General features: G+C 69.5%; 25 protein-coding genes, 1 tRNA gene and 1 pseudogene. 13 read left to right on the forward strand and 14 right to left on the reverse strand.

The window, feature by feature from the left end; translation table 11 throughout:
- Positions 1–188: 188 nt before the first annotated feature.
- Positions 189–1,238: a glycosyltransferase family 61 protein gene (locus ACWJIO_RS07075; RefSeq protein ID WP_480312357.1), complete on the reverse strand. Its 1,050-nt coding sequence runs from the start codon at positions 1,236–1,238 to the stop codon at positions 189–191.
- 172 nt (positions 1,239–1,410) lie between these two features.
- On the opposite strand from ACWJIO_RS07075, the gene ACWJIO_RS07080 reads away from it, so the two are divergent.
- A complete protein-coding gene (locus ACWJIO_RS07080; RefSeq protein ID WP_480312358.1) occupies positions 1,411–1,608 on the forward strand; it encodes a transposase in 198 nt (65 codons plus the stop codon).
- Positions 1,547–1,837 carry a hypothetical protein gene (locus tag ACWJIO_RS07085; RefSeq protein WP_480312360.1) on the forward strand — a complete coding sequence of 97 codons (291 nt, stop codon included), beginning with the start codon at positions 1,547–1,549 and terminating at the stop codon, positions 1,835–1,837. The genes ACWJIO_RS07080 and ACWJIO_RS07085 overlap by 62 nt, the downstream gene beginning before the upstream one ends.
- A 364-nt stretch (positions 1,838–2,201) precedes the next feature.
- Here the strand turns inward: ACWJIO_RS07085 and ACWJIO_RS07090 are convergent, their stop codons facing one another.
- A complete protein-coding gene (locus ACWJIO_RS07090; RefSeq protein WP_480312362.1) occupies positions 2,202–3,485 on the reverse strand; it encodes a hypothetical protein in 1,284 nt (427 codons plus the stop codon).
- 122 nt (positions 3,486–3,607) lie between these two features.
- Here ACWJIO_RS07090 and ACWJIO_RS07095 point away from each other — a divergent pair, with 122 nt between their 5' ends.
- Positions 3,608–4,774, forward strand: coding sequence for a hypothetical protein (locus tag ACWJIO_RS07095; RefSeq protein ID WP_480312364.1), 1,167 nt, complete (start codon positions 3,608–3,610; stop codon positions 4,772–4,774).
- Between the two features lie 18 nt (positions 4,775–4,792).
- On the opposite strand, the gene ACWJIO_RS07100 is transcribed toward ACWJIO_RS07095, so the two are convergent.
- On the reverse strand, positions 4,793–5,065 hold the full coding sequence (locus ACWJIO_RS07100) for a hypothetical protein (RefSeq protein ID WP_480312365.1): 273 nt from the start codon (positions 5,063–5,065) through the stop codon (positions 4,793–4,795).
- A gap of 43 nt (positions 5,066–5,108) precedes the next feature.
- Between ACWJIO_RS07100 and ACWJIO_RS07105 the strand changes: the two genes are divergently transcribed.
- The 3 genes from ACWJIO_RS07105 to ACWJIO_RS07115 are packed head-to-tail and all read left to right on the forward strand — an operon-like array spanning position 5,109 to position 6,627.
- The gene (locus tag ACWJIO_RS07105) at positions 5,109–5,987 is read left to right on the forward strand and encodes a class I SAM-dependent methyltransferase (RefSeq protein ID WP_480312366.1); all 879 of its coding nucleotides are present in this window, start codon (positions 5,109–5,111) and stop codon (positions 5,985–5,987) included.
- 44 nt (positions 5,988–6,031) lie between these two features.
- A complete protein-coding gene (locus ACWJIO_RS07110) occupies positions 6,032–6,241 on the forward strand; it encodes an AbrB/MazE/SpoVT family DNA-binding domain-containing protein (protein WP_480312367.1) in 210 nt (69 codons plus the stop codon).
- Positions 6,238–6,627: a PIN domain-containing protein gene (locus ACWJIO_RS07115; protein WP_480312368.1), complete on the forward strand. Its 390-nt coding sequence runs from the start codon at positions 6,238–6,240 to the stop codon at positions 6,625–6,627. The genes ACWJIO_RS07110 and ACWJIO_RS07115 overlap by 4 nt, the downstream gene beginning before the upstream one ends.
- A gap of 24 nt (positions 6,628–6,651) precedes the next feature.
- On the opposite strand, the pseudogene ACWJIO_RS07120 reads toward ACWJIO_RS07115, so the two are convergent.
- Positions 6,652–6,843, reverse strand: a pseudogene (locus ACWJIO_RS07120) (hypothetical protein); the annotation flags it as partial.
- A 71-nt stretch (positions 6,844–6,914) separates the two neighbouring features.
- Between ACWJIO_RS07120 and ACWJIO_RS07125 the strand changes: the two are divergent.
- Positions 6,915–7,307, forward strand: a complete 393-nt coding sequence (locus tag ACWJIO_RS07125; protein ID WP_480312370.1) for a DUF6165 family protein — start codon at positions 6,915–6,917, stop codon at positions 7,305–7,307.
- Positions 7,304–8,329 (forward strand): UDP-glucose 4-epimerase GalE, encoded by a 1,026-nt coding sequence (galE, locus tag ACWJIO_RS07130; RefSeq protein ID WP_480312371.1) that lies wholly within the window; start codon positions 7,304–7,306, stop codon positions 8,327–8,329. Before ACWJIO_RS07125 ends, galE begins: the two co-directional genes overlap by 4 nt.
- A 10-nt stretch (positions 8,330–8,339) precedes the next feature.
- Here the strand turns inward: galE and ACWJIO_RS07135 are convergent, their stop codons facing one another.
- Both ACWJIO_RS07135 and ACWJIO_RS07140 read right to left on the reverse strand, forming a co-directional pair.
- Positions 8,340–9,854, reverse strand: a complete 1,515-nt coding sequence (locus ACWJIO_RS07135) for a peptide ligase PGM1-related protein (protein ID WP_480312372.1) — start codon at positions 9,852–9,854, stop codon at positions 8,340–8,342.
- 12 nt (positions 9,855–9,866) lie between these two features.
- Complete coding sequence (locus ACWJIO_RS07140) at positions 9,867–11,948, reverse strand: HDIG domain-containing metalloprotein (RefSeq protein WP_480312374.1); 2,082 nt, start codon at positions 11,946–11,948, stop codon at positions 9,867–9,869.
- Between the two features lie 93 nt (positions 11,949–12,041).
- Here ACWJIO_RS07140 and folD point away from each other — a divergent pair, with 93 nt between their 5' ends.
- Complete coding sequence (gene folD, locus ACWJIO_RS07145) at positions 12,042–12,923, forward strand: bifunctional methylenetetrahydrofolate dehydrogenase/methenyltetrahydrofolate cyclohydrolase FolD (protein ID WP_480312376.1); 882 nt, start codon at positions 12,042–12,044, stop codon at positions 12,921–12,923.
- 24 nt (positions 12,924–12,947) lie between these two features.
- On the opposite strand, the gene ACWJIO_RS07150 is transcribed toward folD, so the two are convergent.
- On the reverse strand, positions 12,948–14,324 hold the full coding sequence (locus ACWJIO_RS07150; RefSeq protein ID WP_480312378.1) for a hypothetical protein: 1,377 nt from the start codon (positions 14,322–14,324) through the stop codon (positions 12,948–12,950).
- Positions 14,325–14,470: 146 nt separating this feature from the next.
- On the opposite strand from ACWJIO_RS07150, the gene crtE reads away from it, so the two are divergent.
- The 3 genes from crtE to ACWJIO_RS07165 are packed head-to-tail and all read left to right on the forward strand — an operon-like array spanning position 14,471 to position 17,522.
- Positions 14,471–15,427: a geranylgeranyl diphosphate synthase CrtE gene (gene crtE / locus ACWJIO_RS07155; protein WP_480312380.1), complete on the forward strand. Its 957-nt coding sequence runs from the start codon at positions 14,471–14,473 to the stop codon at positions 15,425–15,427.
- On the forward strand, positions 15,424–15,999 hold the full coding sequence (locus tag ACWJIO_RS07160) for a divergent PAP2 family protein (RefSeq protein WP_480312381.1): 576 nt from the start codon (positions 15,424–15,426) through the stop codon (positions 15,997–15,999). Before crtE ends, ACWJIO_RS07160 begins: the two co-directional genes overlap by 4 nt.
- Complete coding sequence (locus tag ACWJIO_RS07165) at positions 15,996–17,522, forward strand: ATP-dependent DNA helicase (RefSeq protein ID WP_480312382.1); 1,527 nt, start codon at positions 15,996–15,998, stop codon at positions 17,520–17,522. The genes ACWJIO_RS07160 and ACWJIO_RS07165 overlap by 4 nt, the downstream gene beginning before the upstream one ends.
- Here the strand turns inward: ACWJIO_RS07165 and ACWJIO_RS07170 are convergent.
- The 6 genes from ACWJIO_RS07170 to ACWJIO_RS07195 form a co-directional block, all read right to left on the reverse strand.
- Positions 17,519–18,217 (reverse strand): GAP family protein, encoded by a 699-nt coding sequence (locus tag ACWJIO_RS07170; RefSeq protein WP_480312429.1) that lies wholly within the window; start codon positions 18,215–18,217, stop codon positions 17,519–17,521. The genes ACWJIO_RS07165 and ACWJIO_RS07170 overlap by 4 nt on opposite strands.
- Positions 18,214–18,462 (reverse strand): acylphosphatase, encoded by a 249-nt coding sequence (locus tag ACWJIO_RS07175; RefSeq protein ID WP_480312383.1) that lies wholly within the window; start codon positions 18,460–18,462, stop codon positions 18,214–18,216. The genes ACWJIO_RS07170 and ACWJIO_RS07175 overlap by 4 nt, the downstream gene beginning before the upstream one ends.
- Positions 18,463–18,464: 2 nt before the next feature.
- On the reverse strand, positions 18,465–19,934 hold the full coding sequence (locus tag ACWJIO_RS07180; RefSeq protein ID WP_480312385.1) for a cobyrinic acid a,c-diamide synthase CobB: 1,470 nt from the start codon (positions 19,932–19,934) through the stop codon (positions 18,465–18,467).
- 1 nt (position 19,935) lies between these two features.
- Positions 19,936–21,249 (reverse strand): glucose-6-phosphate dehydrogenase assembly protein OpcA, encoded by a 1,314-nt coding sequence (locus ACWJIO_RS07185; RefSeq protein WP_480312387.1) that lies wholly within the window; start codon positions 21,247–21,249, stop codon positions 19,936–19,938.
- 76 nt (positions 21,250–21,325) lie between these two features.
- Complete coding sequence (gene zwf / locus ACWJIO_RS07190; protein ID WP_480312389.1) at positions 21,326–22,849, reverse strand: glucose-6-phosphate dehydrogenase; 1,524 nt, start codon at positions 22,847–22,849, stop codon at positions 21,326–21,328.
- A 121-nt stretch (positions 22,850–22,970) separates the two neighbouring features.
- A complete protein-coding gene (locus ACWJIO_RS07195) occupies positions 22,971–24,161 on the reverse strand; it encodes a ferredoxin-NADP reductase (protein ID WP_480312391.1) in 1,191 nt (396 codons plus the stop codon).
- A gap of 174 nt (positions 24,162–24,335) precedes the next feature.
- Between ACWJIO_RS07195 and ACWJIO_RS07200 the strand changes: the two genes are divergently transcribed.
- A complete protein-coding gene (locus tag ACWJIO_RS07200; RefSeq protein WP_480312392.1) occupies positions 24,336–24,896 on the forward strand; it encodes an SRPBCC family protein in 561 nt (186 codons plus the stop codon).
- Between the two features lie 189 nt (positions 24,897–25,085).
- On the opposite strand, the gene ACWJIO_RS07205 is transcribed toward ACWJIO_RS07200, so the two are convergent.
- Positions 25,086–25,158 (reverse strand) — tRNA-Glu (locus ACWJIO_RS07205).
- Positions 25,159–25,184: the final 26 nt, after the last annotated feature.

The raw sequence follows: 25,184 nt of genomic DNA on the forward strand, positions 1-25,184 counted from the left end.
AAACATTGAGTGGCTTTTGGGCGCAAATGGTCCGTTACGCGCACATATTATCGCCAAATACTGCTCACATCCATTGTGGCCCAGTTGGCCTGGCCTTGCTCAGGAGGCCCCACTTATTTCAACTAATTCTCTGCGCTTTCATGATGTCTGTCGATATGTCAGGTGACCAACACCTTCTGAGTCTTCGATTATTGGAGGAAACCCAATGCTGCTTCAATGCGATCGAGGAAACTGTGTGTCTCTTCATTGCAATTAATAATGTGATATTGGCAGGCCAAGCCTCGCGCTTCACATATCATTGCATCTGTTTTAAGCACGAAATCCGGCGTAGTTAATACCATAAGAGCCCCTCCACGCTGCATAAACGCACAATTATGGAGTGCCGATCCAGCCATCCCCGCCATGATCTTCGTTTCTGAGAATAGTCGCACCTGATCAGTAAGAGATAACTTTTCGGGAGAAACAGCCTGGAATCCTTTCTCAATAAAGAATGACTCAAGGGCTAATTCGTGAACATTCTTACGTGTATCCTTGGCAAGGTGTTTACGAGTTATGAATATTCTACGATGCGGACTCTGGCAAGGCCTGATTCCAAGGCCACTGATTACACGATCCCACACATCTGATTGGAGTTGAGAGCACGCCTCCCTCAGCTCTATTGACTGTCCAGGTACAAGAATCTGTCTAAAGATGGTTGGACGATTAACAAGAATAGTGTTTGACGAACTTATTCCAAGGCTTCCTAGCAGTTGCTCGATAACCGCAAATCTCTTGTCGCCAAATGCGAACTCGGGGCGATGTAGTTGAAAAACATGAGTCCATTCCTCTATATCGTAGTTTTCTGTCAATAAAGGCCAAACACGTGATAGGTTCTCAGTAAGTGCATGGCCATAGTGGCTGATAAGCCAACCGAGGTAAATTGAAGGAGCATCGATAATTTCTGCATCCCGAACCAGGGAAACTTTGTCGGCATCGGATGGGTGTGCATAACTTAAGTAGTCGAGGCCATGCTGGCCGCGCCTGAGATGAGAAAGCTCAATAAATCTCAACCCTTGATCAAACATGGATTGACGTATGCGCCCTCTTGGCCCCTCGATATAGGTGGGGACGACTAATGAGTTGTTGTACCACTCTTTGGCTAGTAAGCCATTGGATAAATCTTTGCTATGCACCCATGGTGGCGCGTAGTCCTGGGATGAGAAGAATGTTGGCTCATTTCTTCCTTCAACAGGGATCATTGAACGATTCAGAGACTTTCGCAATCCACTATACCTCTGCCGACTTCGACTTTACTGTAATGAACGATTCAACTCGTGGAAAAAGGGCAAACTGAGGTGCTCTGGCTTTTCTGGACAGGGCCCATCGTTAACCTCTGAGGCGGGGCACCGCCCCTGAAAGCGGCTCCCAACGATGAGCAAACGCCGAACCCACAGCCCCGAGTTCAAGGCCAGGGTCGCCAAGCAGGCGATCAGTGGCCCCAAGACCATCCAGGAGATCGCTGCGGATCACGGTCTGCCAGCAGATCTTTTTCCTCCAGCACCGCTGGATGTTCGAGCGGGCCGCCATCACCGATGTGTTCTGGCCCCACATCTCCATCTTCGCTGCTGATCCCTCCCTGCGCCTCCATCCCTTTCCCCTCTATCCCGTCCATTGGCAGGCGCCCACCGATCGTGATCCCAGCCGCGACATTCTCTATAGCTACATCGGCGCCTGCTTCAACCGCCTCTACCGCAGCAACTCCCGCGATCTGATCCTCAACAGCCTCGCGGGCCAGCCCGGCGCCCTGATCCAGGGCAACGCCGGCTGGTTCTACGACGACCTCGTCTATGGCCTGTAACTTTCCGGCTCGATCAAGGCGGATGATCCTCAACATCGCTGACTCACTGGTGCGCAGCGCCGGCCCTCAAGCCGCGGTGGCCGCCGCGATGGCAGGTCCCGCTCCAGTTCGTCGTTGCGTGTGTCCAGGTCATCCTGCCTGCAGTGGCCTTACGGCTTTCCAACTGGTTAACGTCGTTCATCACCTGCCCGTAGCCCGGATTCAACGCTGGCTTGGACAAGGCGACCGTTCGAAGCAACACCGTCCGTACCGAATCGACAGCCTTCAGGACCCTGCCTTGTGCGTCCACCCACCTCATCCCTTGCATGGAACTGGGATCAACGCGGTTGGAAACAATGATCAATGCCGTGGGCTCCCGTCGACCTCAGTCATGGACTGAAAAGATCAGGTTGTGCCCGCCGGTGCAGGCGGCGCTGTCCAGCCGTTGGCAACACCACGCCGCAAAAGAAGACCCCAGAATCGCCCGGCCCTTGGCATCCAGATCATCTTCGGCGAAGTGCTTCGGAGCCGTGGCCTGCGCCGCCAGCGCCTCCAGCCAGGCCTCTCCACCCCTCCCCGCCGGCGGCACCCGCCAACCCAGCCCCACTTCCAGCGCCTCCGCAGCCAGCCAGCCCTCGCCATACCCCAATGCCACTGCACCCTGCCCAAGTGCGTGTCGGCTGGCTGCCCATTGCCACAGCAGGCCACTGCTGCGCTGGCCATACCGCAGCGGGTCATAGGCCAGCAGCGCCACCGGGCAGCGTGCCAGCCACCGCTGCATGTCTGCGCTGGCCACCTCCCCCTCCAGCCATACCAGGCCAACCCCAGCCTCCCTGGCCTGCTCCAGCCGCTGCCGTTCCTCCATGGGCAGGCTCGTGGCGCCGTGCTGATGCCACAGCCAGCCCCAGCCCTGCAGCTCCTGTGGCGCTCCCTTCTCCAATAGCTGCTCCAGCACCGCCAGGGCCTCGCCGCGCCCCTTGCCCGGCTTGATGTCGCCCCAGTGCAGCAGCACCAGCGGCGGCTCGCCCGGCCTGGGCGGCTGCGGCCGGCAACCGGCTCCCACCACCGCCGGGTGCAGCCCCGCACTGGCCAGGCCCGTGGCCGCCAGCAGGGGCTCGTAGAGGCGTTCCTGCTGGCGGCTGGGGAACGCCAGCGTGAGCCGGTGGCTCTGCTGCCGGCACGCCTTTTCCAGAGCCGCCAACGCCACCCGCGCGTTGGCCGTGGCCTGCTCCGCCTCCCCTTGGCCCTCCAGAGTTTCCCCCGGCGCGAACATCAGGCTGAGCAGCACCGCCGCCGGCGGCGCCGTGGCCAGGTGCCGTGCCAGCCCCAGCAGCTGGAAGGGCAGCAGGCTGTGCCCCAGCCAGGCCGCCGCCGGCTCCCCTGCCCCTGCAGTCGCCAGCTCCAGCTGTCCCTCGAGGCGCCTTGCCAGCCGCACCATCCCACCCAGCTCCCGCCACTGGGCCGGATCCCCATAGCCGCAGCCACTGAACACCCCCCGCAACGGGGCCGGTGCCGTGGGCTCGGCTTCCAGGGCCACATCCGCCCAGAGCTCCGCCCGCCAGCCCGCCCCGTTCAGCTCCGCCAGCAGCGGCCGGTTCACCTCGCCGTGGTGACCCACCGTGCTGGCGTAGGCCGGATCCACGATCACCAGCAGGCCGTGGGAGCTCACCGCTGGCTCAGCCGCACGATGAGCTGGGCATCGGGCTGCCGGCATCAGATGTGCGGATCGTACGGCGAGGGCTTGGCTGGTTGCTGCACAATGCCGCCAGATGGCCTTCGCCTGCCGCGCCCATGGCCGATCTGCTGGAGCTGGGCCGCCGTGGACGCGCTGAGGAGCTGAGCCAGCAGGCCCAGGCACGGCGTTCCGCTGCCGGCTGGAATGCCACGGCCGCCCTGGAGCTCGCCTGCGCCTGGCTGCTCGCTGGTGATCTCCGCCAGGCCGATCTCACCCTCTTGGAGGCCGACCGGCTCGATCCCGCTCTCGCCCTGGTGCCCGATGTGTGGGGGCTCTGGCCAGCCCCGGCAACCAGCGCCCGGGCCACTGCCAGCCCCGGCCCCCAGCAGGCCCAGGCCTTGGCGGCACGGTTCCGTGCCTGGCGCCATCCCGATCCCCAGGCCCTGTGGCAGCAGCTGTTGCCCCAGCTCCAGGCCGACTGGCGCCGGGCCCTGGAGCCGGAGCACGGCGATCCGCTGTTGATCCTTGGCCGGGCCAGCGCGCTGCCGGGGGCGGCGTCCCTGGACCCGCCCTTCGAGCCTGCGCTGGCCCGGCTGGTGGCCGATGCCGAAATCGCCGCCGAACCCGCCGCAAGCTGTCGCTACTGGCAGCGGCTTGCCTCCTGCCTTCCCCAGTGGGATCTGGCCCGGATCCGCGCCGCCGATCTCTGCCTCGCCCGCGGCGAGCTGGAGGCCAGTGGACGCTGGCTGGCCGATCCGCCGCCGCAGGCCCTGGCCAACCCCTGGTTCCATGACGTGAGTGCCCGCCACGCCCTCGAACGCGGCGCCGTGGAGCAGGCCCTGGAGGCCTGGGCCGAGGCGATCCGCACCGCCCGGGCCGGGGGTGAGGCACCGGTGGCGATCTTTGAGCAGCGCTGCCGCGAGGCCCGCCGCGGGCCGGGCGTGTTGCAGGTGCGCAGCCTGGCCCAGGGCGGTGACGCTGCGGCCGCCTCGGCTCTGCTGGAGCGCCTGCTGGCCGATGACCCCCAGTGGCAGCCGCTGCGCAGCCTGCGTGAGCAGCTGGGGGCCAGCCGCGAGCCGGGCCCGGCGGAGCCTGAGGTCGGCTCCGGGGCGGAGCCCTTCAGCCTCCTGCTGGATCGTGCCGCTGCCTGTCTGCAGGGCCTCGGCCATCCCGTGCCCCAGCCAGTCACGGCGAGCCCCGCTGAAGCAGGCGATCCGCTGGCGCAGCTCGAGGCCTGCAACCGGCGCCTCAGCGACTATGAGGCTCGCTTCGCCCTGGCCTGAAGCTGCCGGCCAGCCGCTTCAGGCCTGCTGTTCCAGCCGCTCCAGCAACGCCTGGATCAGGGTTTCGGCCCGGGCCATCTGCTGCCGGTGCCGCTCCAGTTGCTGCTCCTGGGCCTGGTGCGCCAGGAAATAGGTTTCCAGCTCCTCCTGCACCTGCTGCAGCATCAGCAGGTTGAGTTCGGCTTCGTCCCGCGCCTCCTCCAGTTGCAGCCGCAGGCCGGCGAGCTCAGCCTCCAGCTGTGTCGGGTCGCTGGCCGTGCTGACCCCCGGGCTGGCGTTGGACTCGCTCATCGGCGATACCTTAAGCAAGGTTTGCCGATGGACAACCGTGGCGTTGGCACCCGCTTCCCTGCCGGCCCAGGCCCTGCATGTGGACTGGCAGGCCTTCACCAGCTTCCCGGCCTTCCAGGAGCATCTTCAGCGCACCGCGGCGCTCTGGCCCTCCCAGGTGCGCGACGCCCTGCGGCTGATGGCCCTCAACGGCATCCTCGATCCTCTCAGCGGTGCCGTGGTGCCGGCCGCCGCCCTGCAGCTGAACAGCGCCAACTACCGCGAAACCCTCGAACACAACGGCTGCCTCTCGCGGCACCGCGCCGTGCTGCTGGTGCTGCAGCAGCTGATCGCCGGCGGCGCCCTGCCTCCCATCGACGCGCTGCAGCTCTACTGCCCTGAAGCCGTCACCCCCTTCGCCGAGCTGCTGCGGCGCCTCTTTCCCCGCGCGCTTCTGAGCGAATACCTGCCTGATCCCGCCGATCGCCGCCGCCGCAACCTGCCCCATCAAGACCTCTGCGCCCTCTCCCTGCCCGACGGCTGCATGGATCTGGTGGTGTGCAACGAGGTGTTCGAACACCTCTACGACCTGCCCGCCGCCCTGGCGGAGATGGTGCGCATCCTGCGTCCCGGCGGCCAGCTGGTGACCACCTTCCCCTTCGCCTACAACCGCATCGACACGATCGTGAAGGCACGCCACCGCCGCGGGGCCTCCCCCGGCGTGGCGGCCGAGGCGGAGCTGCTCAGCGAGCCAGAGTTCCACGGCAACCCCGTGGATCCTCACCAGGGCAGCCTCGTCTATCAGATCCCCGGCTGGGACCTGCTCGACCAGGCCCGTGCCTCCGGCTTCCTTGAGCCCACCATCCACTGGATCGCCGCCCCCAGCTACGGCGTGCTGGGCCAGGAGATTCCCGCCGTGATGGTGCTGGTGGCCCGGCGCTGAATCGCCCCAGCGACTTAGGATCGATCAGCCGAGCGTATGACCAGATGGCCATCGACATCGCAACCGTATCCCCTAAGTTTCAGGTGGTGATTCCCAAGCGGGTGCGCGAGCAGTTCGGCCTCAGCCCCGGGCAGACCCTTCAGGTGATCGCCTTGCCTGGGCGCATCGAGCTGGTGCCCAGCCAGCCTCCAGCGGCCTTGCGCGGATTTCTGGAAGGCAGCAACACCTTCCGGCGCGAGGGCGACCGCCTGTGACCCCGGAGCGGGTGGTGGTGGATTCCTCCGGGTGGATCGAGGTGTTCACCGACGGTGGGATGGCCGGGCATTTCCTCTCCCTCATGGCGGATGATGGCCAGCTCGTGGTGCCGGCGATCACCGTCTTCGAGGTGTACAAGTGGGTCCTGCGGGAACACGGTGAGGCTCAGGCCATCCAGGCGGCTGCCGCGATGCAGCGCGGCCAGGTGGTGGACCTTGACAGCCGGCTGGCGCTGGCGGCAGCCCAGCTCAGCCATGCCCTGCCGCTGCCCATGGCTGACAGCATCATCCTGGCCACGGCCAGACAGCACCAGGCAAGGTTGCACACCATGGACAGTGATTTCCGCGGCATCGCCGATGTGGAGTGGATCGAACCGAGCCCCTGATCAGCTCACTGTGCCCATGGGGGCTCAGGACAGCGCCAACCATGGGCCATCGCCTGGGTGTGTAGTGCCACCGCCCCAGACCTGCACCGCCCGCACGGCGCCGCCACCCAGTTCCCCCAGCCGGCTCACATCCAGCTGTTTCTTCGGGGTGCCGTCGGGCTTGGTGGTGTCCCAGAGGATCTCGCCGCCGAAGCCAGTGGCGGCCGCCGGGCTCTCCAGCCACTGGGGCCCCGCGGCCTCCAGCCACGCCCCCCTAACCTGCTTCCTCACCGCCCTTTGCAGCGCGGATGCCCACGATTTCCGTTTCTGTGGGCGAGCTGGTGGCCAAGCTCACCATTCTCGAGCTCAAGTGCCGGCATTTCGAGCCGGAGGCCCTCCGCCACGGGACCCAAGAGCATCACCTGTTGCAGCAGGCCTTTGCCATCGCCGCACCGCGTTTCGATCCGGCCCTGTGTGAGCAGCTTCAGGCGGGGAACGACCTGCTCTGGCAGCGGGAGGAAGCCATCCGCGCCTGCGAGCGCCCGCACGACTTCAGCCCCACCTTCGTGGAACTGGCCCGCAGCATCTACTGCCTCAACGACCGCCGCGCCGCCCTCAGGCACGCCATCAGCGTGCAGAGTGCAAGCCCCCTGCTGGAGCAGAAGAGCTACAGCGCCCCACCCCCCGAGCAGGCCCCATGACGATCCTCGTGACCGGCGGCGCCGGCTACATCGGCAGCCACACCGTGCGGGCCCTGCAGGGCTCCGGCCAGCCCGTGCTGGTGCTCGACAACCTGGTGTATGGCCACCGGGCCATCGCCGAGCAGGTGCTGCAGGTGCCCCTGGTGGTGGGGCAGCTGGGTGATCGCCCCCTGCTCGATGCCCTGCTGCAGGGCTCCCATCCACAGCTGCCGGCCGGGCCCGTGCGGGCCGTGCTCCACTTCGCCGCCTACGCCTACGTGGGCGAGAGCGTGGTGGATCCCGCCCGCTACTACCGCAACAACCTGGGCGACACCCTGGTGTTGCTGGAGGCGCTGCATGCCGAGGCCGGGCGCCGCGGCCGGCCGATCCCGCTGGTGTTCAGCTCCACCTGCGCCACCTACGGCATCCCCGCCGCCGATCAGATTCCGATCCACGAGCGCTGCCCCCAGGCGCCGATCAACCCCTATGGCCGCAGCAAGTGGATGGTGGAGCAGCTGCTGGCTGATTTCGGCGCCGCCTACGGCCAGCCCAGCGTGATCTTCCGCTACTTCAACGCCGCTGGCGCCGACCCCGCCGCCGACCTCGGCGAAGACCACGACCCCGAAACCCACCTCATCCCCCTGGTGCTCGAGGCCCTGGCCGGCCGCCGCGAGGGCCTTCAGGTGTACGGCCGCGACTACCCCACCCCCGACGGCACCTGCATCCGCGATTACATCCACGTGGGCGACCTGGCCGCCGCCCATGTGCTCGGCCTGGAGCGGCTCCACGCCCAGGGCGGCCAGCACACCTACAACCTCGGCACCGGCAGCGGCTATTCCGTGCAGCAGGTGATCAACGCCGCCTGCGAGCTCACCGGCTGCAACCTGCAGGTTGTGGACGCGCCCCGCCGCCCGGGGGATCCCGCCGAGCTGGTGGCCGATGCCTCCCTGGCGATGGCGGAGCTGGGCTGGACGCCGCAGCGCTCCGATCTGGCCACGATCCTGGCCGACGCCTGGGCCTGGCACCAGCGCCGCCGCGGCTGAGCTGACGTGCTCAGCCTCCATGGCGCTCAGCGGCGGCCTCCACCAGCCGCTGCTCGGTGGCCCGGTACACCGCTTCCGCCTCCGCCGCACTGCGGCCGATGCAGGTCATGCCGAGCTTGCCGTACTCCGAGAGGCAGCCCAGCAGGTGGAAGACACTGCCGCGCAGCTGGGCCGGGTCGTAGTGCAGGCCGGCTTCCGCCACGATGTCGATCAGGTCGATCGGCAGCAGCCCGCGCAGCTCCGCAGCGCAGAAGTTATCGGTGGCGCGGTAGTGCAGCGCTGCGCCGGTGGGGGAGCGGTAGACCCCGTCGCCGGGATCCAGCCGGCCGCTGGTGATGGCGTTCAGGGCCATGTAGGGGTGCGTGGTGCCCCCCTGGCGCAGGTTGATCTCGATCGCCTGCAGCTCCCATCGCCCGCCGAAGCGCCGGGCGATGAAGTCCACGGCATAGCGCTCCAGGGCCCCCTCGGCGGCCAGGGCCCGGCCGATGGCCAGCCCATGCCTCATCAGCTCCTGCCGGTAGTCCTCGCTGGCGGGGAAGCTGCAGCCCAGGTAGGTCTGGCCGCTGGGGCCCCCCAGCACCTGCTCATGGGTGGAGAGCACCTCCACGGCGCCGGGTTGTCCGTTCGCCCCCGGATGGATGATCCCCTGAACGCTGGGCGAGCGCAGGGCGTCCCCCCCCTGCAGCCAGGCCTCCACCAGGGCTCCCTGGCGGGCCATCAGCTCCTGCCAGGCGGGCGCCGGCATCGGCAGCTGCTCCAGGGCCTGACGCAGCCGTTGCCGCCGCTGTGGCGCTGCGTGCCCGTGCAGCTGCAGTGGGGCCAGCTCCAGCAGGGCGTTGCCCTCGCCGCTGAAGCCCTCGTTGAGCTTCACCACGCAGCGCTCCAGCTCGGGATGCCGCTCCCAGAGGTCGGCTGTGGCCTCAGCCAGGCTGGCCAGGTCGAACACCAGCTCGCTGCCGGGCGGGTGCGGCACACCGCAACGCCGAAACAGGGCACGGCTGCCCGCCTTGCTGCCCCACTGCAGCAGGTGGGGGGAGGTGCCCAGCAGCGGCACCTGCAGACGCTCCGACAGCTCCCGTTCCAGCTCGCTCACCACGAAACAGCTGATGAAACTGCGGCCCGGCCGCAGCAGCTCCCCGATCCGGGCCAGCAGCGCAGGCCGCTCCAGCAGCTTGGCGGTGAGGGGGCGGCCCGAGGCGTCGTCGGTGTCGAACAGGTGCAGGCGGCGGCGGGCGTGGGAGGTGGGCACTCCCGGCAGCAGCTCCAGCACCGCATCCACCACCAGCTCGGCCAGGGGCTTGCTGCTGGCATACACCATGCGCACCCCCGGGTGGCGCAGCCCGATCAGGGCGAACAGCTGGCGCTCCTCGTAGTGGTGAGACCCGGTGACCAGCGCCATCTGGCTCTGGTCCATCGAGAGCGAGGGCACCAGCAGCACGTCCACCTCCGGGCCCAGGCCGCCGGTGGTGTGGCCCCAGGAGGGCTGCAGCTGCCGCTGCAGCTCCACAAAGCTGAGTGCCGTCATCCTTCTTCCCCCTCAGGCACTGAAGGCCTTGCGGGCGGGAATCGGATAGGGGATGCGGCGGTGGCGCATGCGCTTCCACACCCGCACGAAGGCCCGGATCAGCAGCTCCAGCTCGGCGCGGCTGATGCCGCTGCCCGCCAGCTGGCCGTCCCGCTGCCGCGCTTCGAGGATGCGGCGCACCATGGCGCGTGCTTCGTGTTCATTGGTGCCGGGGGGCAGGGAGCGCAGGGCGGCTTCGCAGCCGTCGGCGAGCATCAGGATCGCCGTTTCGCGGCTGCGGGGGGTGGGGCCGCGGTAGCGGAAATCGGCCTCCCGCACTGAGCCGTCGCGCTCGCGGGCATGGTGCAGGAAGTAGCCCATCTTCAGCGTGCCCTGGTGCTCGGGGATGAAGTCCGCCAGGGGCCGCGGCAGCCGGTAGCGCCGGGCCAGCTTCAGGCCTTCGTCCACATGGGCCTGCAGGATGGCGGCGCTGGCGTAGGGGTCATCGAGGGCGTCGTGGGGGTTGGCTCCCTCCTCCTGGTTCTCGATGAACCACTGGGGGCCGTGCAGCTTGCCCACGTCGTGATACAGCGCCCCGGTGCGCACCAGATCCACGTCGGCGCCGATGCTGCGGGCTCCCTCCTCGGCCAGGCCGGCGATCATCAGGGTGTGCTCGAAGGTGCCGGGCGCCTCGCAGGAGAGCCGGCGCAGCAGGGGCCGCTCCAGGTCGGCCAGTTCCAGCAGCCGGGTGCGGGTCATCAGCCCGAAGAAGGTCTCCACCAGAGGGGCCAGCAGCAGGCCCGCCATCAGCAGCCCCGCCAGCACCAGAGCTTCCGTGAGCAGGTCGAACTGCCCCGGCTGGCCGCGGCCCTGCAGCAGCAGCCACTGCAGCAGCACGGCCCCGCCCGGCAGCAGCACGGCCAGCTGCAGCAGTTCGGCCCGGCTGCGCTGGCGGCCGGCGGTCACCGCCGCCACCGCCGCCGTGGCCGCGGCCAGCAGCAGGCGCAGGCCCAGCAGACCGCTCATCGGCACCGGCCAGAGCAGGGTGGCCGCAGCCAGCCAGGCCAGGCCGCTGGCGGTGCCCAGGCCCTGGGCGAGCAGCAGGGTGGGCGGCACCAGCAGCACCATCGGGCTGGCCCCGGGGCCCAGCCAGAGGTGCACCCCCTGCACCGCCAGCAGGGTGCCCAGGGCGAGCATCGCCTGGCGCGGTTCGAGGCTGGAGCGCCAGCGGCGCAGCAGCAGCACCATCGCCCCCGTCACGGCCAGGCTCTCGAGGAAGTGGCTCAGCCACACCAGCGGCCGGGGCCGGCGGGTGACCAGGCCGAAATGGTCGAGCACGTCGAACACCTGGGCGCTGATCGTCTCCCCCTGGCGCACCACAAGGTCGCCCTGGCTGACGCTGATCGTGGGGATGCCCTGCTGGCTGATCAACGCCTCGATGCGGCGCTGACTGAGGGCGGGATCGCTGCGTAGATTGGTCTGGCCCTGCAGGCTCTGCACCACCAGCCGGGCGCCGAGGTCACGGCCCGGCCCGGTGATGGCCTCCAGCTGAAGCGAGGCGGCCTCCAGCAGCTGATCCTCGGAAACGCCAGGCGCCAGACCCTGGCTGAGCATGCGCAACTGGGCCTGGCTCACCTCCCCCTGCCAGGTCGAGCGCTGGGCGCGGCTCAGACCCCGCAGCCAGCTGCGTTCCCGGTCGCTGAGCGGCAGGGCCTCCACCCGAGCCTGGGCGCTGCCCAGTTGATCCTCCACCAGCTCGAGCTGCGCGCCGAGCTGGGCGCGCAGGCGCAGGCTGGCCTCCTCGTCCACCACCTGGACGGTGGTGCGGGGCAGCATCTGCTGGCGCCTCTCCTCGAGGGCCGTGCTGTCCACCACCTGGGCCGATTCGGGCGCCCGCACGGTGAATGGAGCGAGCATGCCGGGGCGAAGGCTCGGCTCCGCCAGCCACGACCAGCTGCTCAGCACCGCCACCAGGGCACACACCATCAGCACCGCGAGGCTGTCCTGGCCGCGCCAGCAGGCAGGCGGCTGGCGCGGGCGCTCTGTGCGCAGCCACTGGCGCCACAGGCTGCGCACCCGGCCGGGGATCTGGATCGTCAACAGCCGACCACGCATCCTCCGACGCTAGCGAGCAGGGCTGTGGGGTCTGCTGGGCGGGCCAACGTGGAGCCGCCATTGCAAGCTGGAGGTTGCCCACCGCCTCGATCCATGGCCAGCCGTCTCGATGGGCGTGAGCTCGCCGCCGTGATCGAAACGAGGCTCGCCGCCACCATCGCCACCCACCGGAGCCGCCTGGGGCGCCCCCCCGGCCTGGCGGTGCTCAGGGTGGGCGACGACCCTGCCAGCGGTGTCTACGTGGCCAACAAGGAGAAGGCCTGCGGCCGGGTGGGCATCCGCAGCCTCGGGGCGCACCTGCCGGCGGCCACCGGAGCGGAACAGATCCGGGCCACGATCGAAGGCCTCAACGGCGATCCTGCCGTCGACGGCATCCTGTTGCAGCTGCCCCTGCCCGACGGCCTCGACGCGGCCCCCCTGCTGCTGGCCCTCGACCCCGCCAAGGATGCCGATGGCCTGCACACCCTCAACCTCGGCCGGCTGCTCAAGGGGGAGCCCGGACCGCGCAGCTGCACCCCGGCCGGGGTGATGGCCCTGCTGGCCCGGGCCGGAGTGGACCTGGCCGGGCGGCGGGCGGTGGTGGTGGGGCGCAGCATCCTGGTGGGTCAGCCCATGGCCCTGATGCTCCAGGCCGCCGATGCCACGGTCACCGTGGCCCACTCCCGCAGCCGCGATCTGCCGAGCCTCACCCGGCAGGCCGAGGTGCTGGTGGTGGCGGCGGGCCGTCCCCGCATGGTGGGGGCCGAGCACGTGCGGCCCGGTGCGGTGGTGGTGGATGTGGGCATCCACCGTCGGCCGGAGGGCGGCCTCTGCGGTGACGTGATCTTTGAGCAGGTGGAGCCCCTGGCCGCCGCGATCACGCCGGTGCCTGGGGGGGTGGGCCCGATGACGGTGGCCATGCTGCTGGTGAACACCGTGGTGGCCTGGTGTCGCCGCCATGAGCTCGCGCATGGGCTGGATGATCTGGTGGTGTGAGCCGGCCCTGGGCCGAGCTGCCGATCAGCGCCGGCCACCCCTCACCCGCCCCAGCAGGCGCTTCCACAGCGAGAGCTTGCGCGTGGCGCCCGCTAAGGGCGGCTGAGCTCCGGTCGAGCCGGCGCCGGCCGGCCCCAGCAGCTGGGCGCCCTGGGCGGCGATGGCCGCCAGCTCCCCCTGCAGCCGGCTGCGCTCTTCGCCGCTGAGCTGATCGGCGGTCACCCGGGCCAGCAGCTTGCGGCTCTGGCGCAGGTTGACCAGCAGCCTCTGGGGGGTCTGCCCCTGCCGGCACTGCACGCGCAGGGTGTCGAGCACATCCTGCAGCTCCCTGGCCCTGGCGCTGCGGCCCCTGCGCTCCGCCGCCGCCACGGCCAGCGCCTGCAGCTGGGCCCGCGGCGGCGCCGCGGCCAGCAGGGGACTGCTGTCCTGCCCATTCCCTCCGGGCTCTCGCTCCAGCCCCCACTCCTGTGCCAGGCGGGAGAGGGCTTCGGCGGGGAACAGCGGCAGTGGCGGTGCCGTGAACGGAAAGTGCTTGGCCATGCCCCCATCGAGCTCGGCACGGCACTCGATCAACAGGAACCCCAGGGCCTGCCAGCAGGGGCGCAGCCGCTTCGGCAGCAGGGGCAGCTGGGCGCTCAGCCCCACGATCAGCGGCTCCGCATCCGCCAGGCTGGAATAGCGGCGCGGCTGCCGCTGGAACTGCTCCAGGAAGGTCTCGGCGAGGGCCAGTTCAGCCAGCTCCAGCTCCAGCTGGGCGGGCTCGGCCAGCCGGTAGGCCTCCTGGATCCAGGCGTCGGCGAGGCCGAGCCGGTCGTGCTGCTCCCGCAGCTTGAGGCGCCGCTCCAGCCAGCCGTAGGCCAGCTTGGTGTCGGGCGCCATCTGCAGGCTCGCCTCCAGAAACTCCAGGTCGGCCCGGCTGACCCCCGGGGGCAGGATCGCCACCAGCGGCGTCTGGAAGAGCCTGTAGCGCTCGGGATCCTCGGCCAGCAGGCAGCGCATCGCGGCCAGCCGCCGGTTGCCATTGATCACCACCCCATCGGTGTCCACCAGCAGGGGCTCGGTCTGCACGGCGAGCCGCTTCAGCTCCTGCAGGATCGGTCCTCGCTGGTCGCCGGCCTTGGTCAGCAGCAGCCCGTGCAGCAGGGTCTGGGTCTCCACACTGTCCTCGGCGGCGTGCAGCCGCTCCAGGGCCCCAGGCTCTCCGCCCATCTGCTCCTCCAGATCGGCCAGCAGCCTGCCATTGTCCACCCGGTACACCAGCAGCTCCTGCTCCAGCGGAGCCGCCGGGATGGTCACGGCTCCGTCATGCAGGGTCACCCAGTGGTCGCGCACGGCCTGGGCGGCGGCGCTGGCGATCCGTTGCCGGCGGGCGCTGACATCGAGGAGGCGGGGCAGATCCATGCGGGCGGAACCGTCGGGCAGCGAGCCCCAGTGTCCCGCAGAGGGATGGCAAGCGCCGCCGGTCTTGCCGTGTGTGTGGCCTGGACCCGACAGGCCTGAGGAATGGAGCTTCACCTGAGAGAATCGCGCCCAGTCCCCATCTCCCCATGACCGCGGCGGTGAGCACGACCCCTGGCAGCCCCGCCGACGGCACCGGTGCAGGCCCCCAGGCGGCCAGCTTTGATTTCCCGGCCTACCTGGAGGCCACTCGCCTGCGGGTGGAAACCGCCCTGGAGGCCTCCCTGGGGCCGGAGCGGCCCGAGACGCTGCGGGAGGCGATGCGCTATTCCCTGTTGGCGGGCGGCAAGCGGCTGCGGCCGATCCTCTGCCTGGCGGCCTGTGAGCTGGCCGGTGGCGACAGCGCCCTGGCCATGCCCACGGCCCTCGCCCTGGAGATGATCCACACCATGTCGTTGATCCATGACGATCTGCCCGCCATGGACGACGACGACCTGCGCCGGGGGCGGCCCACCAACCACAAGGTGTATGGCGAGGCCAAGGCGATCCTGGCCGGCGATGCCCTGCTGACCCGGGCCTTCGAGATGGTGGCGCTGCGCAGTCCCCAGGTGCCGGCCGAGCAGCTGCTGCGGGTGGTGGGCGAGCTGAGCCTGGCCTCCGGCGCTCCGGGCCTGGTGGGGGGCCAGGTGGTGGATCTGGAGTGTGAGGGCAAGGACGTGGACCTCGACACCCTGGAGTACATCCACCTGCACAAGACCGGCGCCCTGCTGCGGGCCTGCGTGCTCAGCGGCGCCCTGATCGCCGGCGCTCCCGAAGCCCTGCTCCAGGCCCTCCGCACCTACGCCCGCGGCATCGGCCTCGCCTTTCAGATCATCGACGACATCCTCGATGTCACCGCCAGCAGCGAAGTGCTCGGCAAGACTGCCGGCAAGGATCTCACCGCCGACAAGACCACCTACCCCAAGCTGCTGGGACTGGAGGAGTCGCGCCAGCGGGCGGAAGCCCTGGTGGCCGGCGCCAAGGCCGCCCTGGAGCCGTTTGCCGCCGGGGGCCAGGCGGCCCCCCTGCTCGCCCTCGCCGACTACATCACCAGCCGCGACCGATGATTGAGATGCCTGTGGCGGCGCTCCACGATGCCCAGCCCCTGGCGGCCCTGCTCAGCAACACCACCCTCTGGTGGGGGCTGGCCGCCTGCGGACTGGCCCAGGCTTCCAAGCTGCTGATCGAGCTGGTGCTGCACCGGCGCTGGCGGCCTGCCGTGCTGTTCGAAACGGGCGGCATGCCCTCCAGCCATTCCGCCCTGCTCACGGGCACCACGGCGGCGCTGGGCTGGCAACAGGGCTTCGCGGATCCGCTGTTCGCCCTGGCGGCCGCCCTCTGTTTCGTGGTGCTCTACGACGCCTCCGGGGTGCGGCGGGCCGCCGGGCTCACCGCCGAGCGGGTCAACCAGCTGCCCGACGCGCTCTGGCCTGCTGAGCCCGGTGCCACTGAGGCCGATGCCTCCCCACTGAGCCCAGCCCCGAGCCGCCGGCCCCTCAAGGAAAATCTCGGCCACACCCGCCTCGAGGTGCTGGTGGGCAGCCTGCTGGGCCCGGCGATCGCCCTGCCCGGTCTGGTGCTGCTGGGCTCACCCCTGGAGCTGGCCCACCGCTGGGGTCTGTGGCTTGGGCTCGGTTGAGCCAGCCTCCTCCCTCGGCTGAGCCGCCTGTCCCGGGCGCCGCGTTCACAGCGGGGCAACAGGCGGCCTGCACGGCCTTCGCCGCCTGGCTGGCCGAGCCGGCAGACGGCCAGCCCTTTGTGCTCAGCGGCTATGCGGGCACCGGCAAGACCTTCCTCTCGATGGCGTTCCTGCAGCTGGTGGAGGCCCGGCACCTCTGCTGGACGGTGGTGGCCCCCACCCACAAGGCGGTGGGCGTGCTGCGTCACCACCTGGGCCGGGCTGCCCTCCAGCCCACCTGGTACCCCTCCACCATCCACCGCCTGCTGCGCCTGCGCCTGAAACGGCAGGGCGATCGGGAGCGCTGTGAGGAAACCGAGCAGACCGCCGCGGCCCTCGAGCACCTGGGCCTGGTGCTGGTGGATGAGGCCTCGATGGTGGACAGCACCCTGCTGGAGATCAGCCTGCGCTGCGCCCATCCCTTCGGCACCCGCCTGGTGTTCGTGGGCGATCCGGCCCAGTTGCCGCCGGTGGGGGAGCCCTGCAGCCCGGTGTTCAGCCTGGGGCGGGCCGCCTCGGCGGAGCTCACCGAGGTGGTGCGCCATCAGGGCCCGGTGTTGCAGCTGGCCCAGGGCATCCGCGAGCAGCGGCTGCCCGCGCGCCAGCCCCCCGCCCTGCCGCCCGTGCGCACGGCGGTGGGGGAGGTGGCGTTGCTGCCCCGCCAGCGCTGGCTGGAGGCGGCCCAGGACGCCCTGCGCCGCAGCGCCGCCACCGACAACCCCGATCTGGCCCGCATCCTCTGTTACACGAACCGCTCCCTGGAGCAGCTGGTGCCGATCGCCCGCCGCGCCCTGCATGGCGCCATGGCCGACCAGCTGCCGGTGCTGCCCGGCGAGGTGCTGATCACCCGCAGTGCCGTGATGGCGCCGGCCTGCCGCGAGGGCGACGAGGCCGCCGAGGAACCGGACATGGTGCTCGGCTCCAACCGCGAGCTGCTGGTGCGCGATGTGACGCCGGAGCGCTGTGATCTGGGCGAGTTCGGTCTCAGTTCGGCCGATCTGGGCGGGGGCCTGGCGGTGCCCGTGGTGGACACCCTGATGGCGGCGGTGGACAGCGGCGACAGCCAGTTCAACCTGCGCCTGCTGCCCCCCCTCGGCACGGCTGGCCGCGCCGCCATCGAGCAGGTGCTGGCCACGTTGCGCCAGCAGGCCCGCAGCGCCGACAAGCAGGCGGGCCGTGCCCTGTGGCGGCGCTTCTTTCTGCTGCGGGATGCCTTCGCGGCGCTAGGACCGGCCGCCGTGCTCACCGTGCACCGCAGCCAGGGCAGCACCTTCGCCGAGGTGTTCGTGGATGGCGATGTGTTCTGGCCTGGGGATCCGCTGCTGCGGCGCCAGCTGCTCTATGTGGCGGTGAGCCGCGCCAGCCAGCGGGTGGCCCTGGTGGCCGGCGGTGGCAGTGGCGGTGGCGATGGCGGTGGCGATGGCGGTGGCGGTAGAGGTGGCGGGGATGCCCGGCTCTGGCAGCAGTGGCTCTCCAGCTCCTAAAGGCTGAGCTGCAGCCCCTCGATCCCCTGCCAGCCCAGGTAGAGCGCCAGGCCCAGGCTCACCAGCCCCACCAGAGCATCGCCCCGGGCCAGCAGCCAGGCCTTGCCTCCCCGCAGCAGCGGCAGCACCCGCTCGCTGCCCAGCAGCAGCAGGGCCAGCAGCGGCAGCAGCAGCAGCAGGCTGCTGGTGAGGCTGAACAGCAGGGTGCCCACCACCTCCTGGCCCGGCGCCAGGCCGGCCTCCAGCAGGCTGCCGGCGGTCTTGGCAAACAGGAACAGATCGTCCGGGCTGATGATCTGCAGCCCCATGCTCAGGGCCAGCAGCACCGGCAGGGGCAGGGCGCAGAAGCGCTCCAGCTTGTCGGCCCAGCCAGGCGGAGCGTTCTCTTCGCCGCGGTTGAGCAGCTCCTTGAGGCCCAGGGCCAGCAGGGCCCCGGCGGCCAGCAGGTCGAGGCCGGTGCGGTGGGCCGTGCCCTTCTCCATGCTGAGCAGCAGCCCATGGCCCACCGTGAGCAGGGCGGCCACCACCAGGGCGCTGGTGGCCCACCAGGCCAGCACGAAGCCCACGCCCCGCAGCCGGGGGCGTTCGCCGAGCAGCAGCAGCAGCAGCAAGCCGATGTGCAGGGGTGAGATGGCCAGGGCCAGCCCGAAGGCCGAGAGTTCCCCCAGCAGGTGGCCCGTGGTGAGGTGCGTCAGGACCGCACCTCAAACCAGTCGGCGCCGGTGAGGCCGATCGGCTGGGTCGTCACCCGCCGCACCCGCGCCAGGGACGGGCCCCGTTCACACCAGAGCCTCAGGGCCTGGAGCTGCTCAGCACTGCCCTCCGCCTCCAGCTCCACCAGGCCGTCGGAGCGGTTGCGCACCCAGCCCCCCAGGCCGAGGCTGCGAGCCTCGCGGCAACAGGCCGCCCGGTAGCCCACCCCCTGCACCTGCCCCTCCACGGTCAGCCGCCAGCGCTCAAGGGGGATTCCCTGGGGCGGTTCGCCAGGGTGAATGAAGCGGCGCTGGTCGGCACCGGCACGGCGTTCGAAGCTGCGGCGGCGATCCGGGACGGAATCGCCGGGCAGCCAGCCCAGTGCAGATGCAGCCAGCTGGCGTGCAGCGTTGCTGTTGACCATCCTTCGTTGCGGCTCGGACAACCCCAGCCTTCAAGCTGCCACAAAGCGCCGGCGCCGGCCACATCCTGGAGCTGCCAGCGATGGAACTCGTGGCCGCGCAGCCGCTCGCCGCGCCGCACCAGCAGTCCATCGGTGTGGGCCGTGGCGTCGCGGTAGCCGAGGCTGAGGCTGCCGCGGGCGGCCGAAAAGGGCAGCACCCCCGCCATCGCATGGGAGCGACCCTGGGGATCCTGCAGGCTCCTGCCCAGCAGCAGCAGCCCACCGCACTCGGCGGCGATCGGGATCCCGGCCGCGGCGGCCTGGCGCAGCGAGGCCAGGCTGCGCTGGCTGGCCGCCAGCGTCCCGGCGTGCAGTTCCGGATAGCCCCCCGGCAGCAGCACCGCCCGGCAGTCCGGCGGCAGCGGCTGATCGGCCAGGGGACTCCAGGGCAGGGGTTCGAGGCCCCAGGCGCGCAGCAACTCCTCGGCCTCCGGGTAGCCGAAGTGGAAGGCGGCATCCCGGGCCACGGCGATCGGCAGCGGCTCTGGCGAGGTGGCGCCTGGCTGCTGCAGCCGAGAGCGGGCGGGCTCGGAGGCCACCAGGGTGGCGATCGGATCCACCGCCCTGGCCAGGGGCTGCACCGGCGCCAGCAGGGGCCAGAGCTGGTCGAGATCGAGATGGCGTTCCGCAAGGGCGGACCAGGCCCGCTCGCGTTCCGGCAGGTCCGGAATTTCATCGGGCGTCAGCAGGCCCAGGTGGCGCGACGGCCACACCAGGGCCTCCTCGCTGGGCAGCACCCCCAGCAGCGGCACCTCGATCGCCTCCAGGGCCTCGGCCAGCAGCTGGCGGTGCCGCGCACTGCCCACCCGGTTGAGCACCACGCCGGCGAGCCGCACCGGGGGTGGGCCATGGTCGCGGAAGCCCCGCACCAGGGCCGCCAGGGAGCCCGCCTGGCGGGAGGCCTCCACCACCAGCACCACGGGCAGATCCAGCAGGGCCGCCACCGCCGCGGAGCTGCCCTCGCTGCTCGACCCCCGACCATCGAACAGGCCCATCACCCCCTCCACCAGGGCCAGGTCGGCCCGGCTGCCATGCCACTGGAAGCAGTCCTGCACCCAGCGCTCACCGCAGAGCAGGGGGTCGAGGTTGCGGCAGGGCAGGCCGCTCACCCGGCTGAGCAGCTGCGGATCGAGGTAGTCGGGCCCCACCTTGAAGGGCTGCAGCCGCAGGCCCCGGCTGCGGGCCAGGGCGGCCAGGCTCACGCTCAGCAGGGTCTTGCCGCTGCCGCTGCTGGGCGCTGCGATCAGGCAGGGCACCTCAGGCGGGCAGCAGCCGGGCGGCGATCGGCGCCGCTGCCGCCAGCAGCGGGTTGGTGGTGTCGTGGCCGCCGGAGAGCAGCCGGGCCAGCTCTTCCTCCTCGCTCTCATTGGGGAGTGGCACCACGTCTTCCTCGAGTTCCATCGAGGCCATGCCGCCGGCCTCCAGGCGCATGCAGCCCCCGGATTCGGAGCAGAGGATCACGCACAGGGGTGGCCGCCCCTCCGGCGCACAGATCAGGCGCAGGCCCACAAGGGCACCGGGATGGATCTTGGGGCTGCCCACGGGCACGGGCATCAGCCGGAACTGCACCGGCGAGCCATCAGCGCGGCGGAATTCGGCGCCGATCCCCTCCTCATGGGCGCCGCTGCCGCAGCCGTCCACGGGCACGGCGTAGGACTCCACCAGCTCCCAGCCGAGCCGGTCGGCCAGCCAGGCCGCCAGCAGCAGCCCCTTGAGCGGGTGGTCGCCCTCCACGTCGATGTCCAGCTGCACCACGTGGTCGAGGGCGTTGCGGCGCGAGGGCGGATCGAACACCATCGCCAGCGATTCGCGCCAGGTGCGCAGCCGCAGCCAGTTGAGGTCGTTCACCGCCTGGCCGGCCGCGATCCGCTGCACCAGCAGGTCGATGCAGCGCCGGGGCCGGCCCAGGGAGCTGTCCACCACCAGGCGCCTGGTGGGTGGTGCCAGGGCCTCCAGCAGATCGGGGGCCTCGTCGAGGCTGCTGTTCCACCACACCCAGCAGGGCAGATCGTCGGCGATCAGGGGCAGCACAAAATCCAGCTGGTTCTTGAGCACCTCGCGGCCGCCGCGCAGCACCACCACATCGCCGCAGGCGGGGCCGCCGCCCCCCTCCTCGGGCAGGGGGCAGTAGGCGGCCACCAGGGTTTCCAGCGGCCTGGACTCCTCCAGGGTGGGGGCCAGGGTGATCAGGCGGCGCGGCATGTGGGCGCTGATCGCCCCGTCCACGAACTGGCCGCGCTGGTCTTCGGCGCTGGCGCTGCCGGCCTGCTGGCCCAGGCGCCAGGACAGACGCTGGTCCATCACGGCCGTGCTGAAGGGCAGGTCCAGATCCGGTATGGCGGCTTTGGCCGCCTCGATCAGGTCGGGGTCCAGCAGGCCCGTGAGTGGTCCGGGGATGCGGCCGGTACGGATCAGGTGCTGCTGCAGCCAGGAGGGCTCGTACACCACCAGGCTGAAGGTGGGTGCCCCGTTGGCGTGCTGCAGCCCCTCCCCCCAGAGGCGCTCCAGGTAGCTGGGCACATCGGCGGGCGGCAGGGCGGTGGGGGCCTGGAGCGTGAGCTGGGCGGACATCAGCGGTTGGCGATGGAGGCTGAAGCTGAAACTGGGGCTGTCGCAGGGTCGGCGCCGGAGAGTGCCGAGGTGGCGGTCAGGGGCGGCGCCACACCAGATCGTCCTCGGCCAGCAGGTTGTCGGCGGCGGCCGGTCCCCAGGTGCGGGCCTCATAGGGCTGCACTGGCAGTTGCCAGGGCGCATCCTCAATCAACTTGATCAGCGGGGTGTAGAGCCTCCAGGCGGCTTCCACCTCATCACTGCGCGTGAACAGGGTGGGCTCCCCCAGCATGGCGTCGGCGAGCAGGCGGACATAGCCCTCGTCGCTGGGCTCGCCGAAGGAGTCGTCGTAGCTGAAGGCCATGTCCACCGGCCGGCTGCGCATGCCGGAGCCCGGAGACTTCACCTCAAACTTGATCTCGGCGCCCTCGTCGGGCTGGATCCGCAGGATCAGCTGGTTCGGGGTGGGGGCGCCGCCGGCGGCATCGAACAGGTGCACCGGAGCCTTGCGGAAGGTGAGCACCACTTCGGAGAGCCGTTTCGGCAGGCGCTTGCCGGTGCGCAGGTAGAAGGGCACCCCCTGCCAGCGCCAGTTGTTGATGAACAGCTTCATGGCCACGTAGGTCTCGGTGGTGCTGTTCGGATCCACGCCCTGCTCCTCCCGGTAGCCCCGAATCGGGGTGCTGCGGCTGCCGCCGGCGCTGTACTGGCCCCGCACGCAGCATTTCCAGGGCTCATTCTCATGGGCCAGGTGGGCGGCCTGCAGCACCTTGGCCTTCTCGTTGCGGATCGCCTCGGCGTCGAAGCGGCCGGGGGGCTCCATGGTGGTGAGCGCCAGCATCTGGGTGAGGTGGTTCTGCACCATGTCCCGCAGGGCGCCGGAGGTCTCGTAGTAGCCGGCCCGCTCCTCCACCCCCACGGTTTCGGCGGCCGTGATCTGCACGTTGGCGATGTAGTTGCGGTTCCAGATCGGCTCGAAGATGGTGTTGGCAAAGCGCATCACCAGGATGTTCTGAACCGTCTCCTTGCCGAGGTAGTGGTCAATCCGGAAGATCTGTTTCTCCAGGGCGCAGCCCAGCACCACCCGGTTCAGCTCCTGGGCACTGGCGTAGTCGGTGCCGAAGGGCTTCTCGATCACCACCCGGCTGCGCTCGCTGTCGCTGAGCAGACCGGCGGCCGCCAGGGCGCGGGTGCCGCTGCCGTAGAAGGCGGGCGACACGGAGAGATAGAAGGTGCGGTTGCCCCGGGTGGCCCGCATCCGGTCGATCGCTTCGAGCCGCTCCCCCATGGTCACGATCGTGGCCGGGTTGGAGAGGTCGGCCGACTCGTAGAAGAGGCCGGCGGCGAAGTTCTCCCAGGCGGCGGGGTCCTCGGCGATCACGCCGCTGAGGGAGCTGGCCATGCGCGAGCGGAACTCCTCGTCGCTCCAGGGGCGGCGGGCGCAGCCGAGCACGGCGAACTCACTGGGCAGGCGCCGCTGGCGGTGCAGCTCGAACAGGGCCGGGATCAGCTTGCGGTGGGTGAGGTCACCGCTGGCCCCGAAGATCACGATGATCTGGGGAGCGATGACCCGCTCCTGGCGCAGGCCGACCCGCAGCGGATTGGTGAGAACGGCGGCCATGGAGCACCCACTGATCCCTCTGGTTTAACGGCGCCAGCGGCAAAGCCCAGACCAGAGGTGCCTTTGTGATCCGCTCTGTGAGCGAACAAGAAAAAAGCCCGCCTGCTGGCGGGCAGCTGGGTCAGTAGGTTTCCACGTGCCAGCGGTCGGCCTTCTTGAGCTGGGGCCTCAGCTCGCTCCAGTCGATGCCCTTGGCGGCGGCAGCGGTTGTCATGGCCTCGTCGATGCCCGGCTCCATGCCGCGCAGACCGCACATGTACACGTGGGTCTTGGGATCTTCGATCATGGTGAAGATCTCATCGGCATGCTCCAGCACCCGGTCCTGGATGTACATGCGGCCATCCCTGCTGTTCTTCTGCTCGCGGCTGATCGCCTTGGTGTAGCGGAAGTTGTCGGGGAACTGGCTGAGGTAGTGCTCGAAGTCGGCGTCGTAGAGCAGGTTGGGGGTGGTGGGCACGCCCATGAACAGCCAGGCCTTCCCGCGGAACTGCCAGCCGTTCTTGTCCCGCTCGGCCGGTTCGAACATGCGGCGCAGGTAGGCACGCATCGGCGCGATGCCGGTGCCGGTGGCCAGCATGATCACGTTGGCCTCTTCATCCTCAGGCAGGAGCATCTCCTTGCCCACCGGACCGGTGATCCTTACCTTGGCCCCGGGTTCGATGTCACACAGGAAGGAGGAGCAGACGCCGTTGATGGTGGCGCCGTCCAGCTCGTACTGGAGCTGGCGCACGCACAGCGACACGGTGTGGGCCTCCATGTTGTCGCCGTGGCGGGTGCTGGCGATCGAGTAGAGGCGAAGCTTGTGGGGCTTGCCCTTGGCATCGGTGCCGTCGGGGATGATGCCGATGCTCTGGCCCTCCACGTAATGGAGCTGGGGATCGCCGCCGGCCAGGTCGAAGGTGATGTGGTTCACCCGGCCGATGGCTCCTTCGGCCAGCAGGCTGTAGTTCTCGGTGACAGTGCCGACGAACGGATCCTTGGGCTTGTAGAGGTTGACCGGGACGGCGGCGTGGGACACGGCAGCTGGTTTCGAGGGGTTGGGGGCTGGTGCAGGGGCTTCCGCGACTGGAGCTGCGCCACTGGAGGGGGTTGGGGCGGCTTCGCCGGAGGAGGCAGCCAGGTCATCCGCCATCTCCACGGCCTTGATGCGTCCGCCCTGGCGGGCGATGGTCTGGAAGATGGTCTGGAGCTGGGCGAAGGGCACGGTGAAGCGACGCTCGGCCTGCCGCTGCCGGCCGATGCCGAAAGCCTCGACGACCACGGTCACCATGCGGCTGTCGGACTGGGAGGCACTGCCCGTTGAAACACGCATGATGGCTGGGCCCTGGCAAAAATCCGGCTGATCATAGGAAACACACCGGATCGTCGATCTCAGGGGAAAGCGCTTAGGTTTGTGATGCAGCACACACCGACTCCATTGGCGCAGCGCCTGGCATCGCCTCTCGCCGCAAATCCCGTGGCTGCCGGACCCGAGGTGGGTGGTTCGATGTCTTCAGCCACTGGGTCCACCGCCACCAGCTCCGCCGACATCGGCAGTTGCAGCCTCGACACCATCCAGCAGGAGATGGAGTACCTGGCCAACGGCACCCGCCGCCTGGCCGTGCAGCTGAGGCTGCCGCTCCATGCCGACTGCCTCTGGAGCGTGCTCACCGACTACCCCAACCTCAGCAGCTTCATCCCCAACCTGGCCAGCTCCCGCCAGCTCTGGCGCCGCGGCAACAGGGTGTGTCTGGAGCAGGTGGGCACCCAGCAGTTCTGTGGCCTGCGCTTCAGCGCCAAGGTGGAGCTGGAGCTGGTGGAGCACCGCGAGGCCGGTGAGCTGCGCTTTGCCATGCGCCAGGGCGACTTCCGGCGCTTCGAGGGGGTCTGGCGGATCGGCCAGGAGCTTGAGCGCAGCAGCCCGGAAAGCAGCCTGCTCTACGAGCTGATCGTGCAGGGCCGGCCCGGCATGCCGCTTGGACTGATCGAGCAGCGCCTGCGCAAAGACCTGGCCAGCAACCTGCGCGGCGTCCAGATGGAGGCGATGCGCCGGGCCGCCATCGGCTGAGGCCCATGGGTCAGGGCCGAGGCAACCCTGGAACGCGATCAACGCGTGTTGCCATCAGATCCTGCCAGGCTTGATGTAGCCGAAAGCCGGCGAAACGTCTGAGCCAGTGCAGCTCTGGCGGCCATCAATTCGACTGACCTCAGATCACTGAGCAGGACAACTTTCATGCTGTCGACCAGCATGAATCAATACCCCCAAGGGGATTCGAACCCCTGTCGCCTCCGTGAAAGGGAGGTGTCCTAGGCCTCTAGACGATGGGGGCGAGGCCACAGCAGAAACAACGGCAGA

The organism is Paraciimarium castrense LEGE 11436 (genome assembly GCF_056633055.1).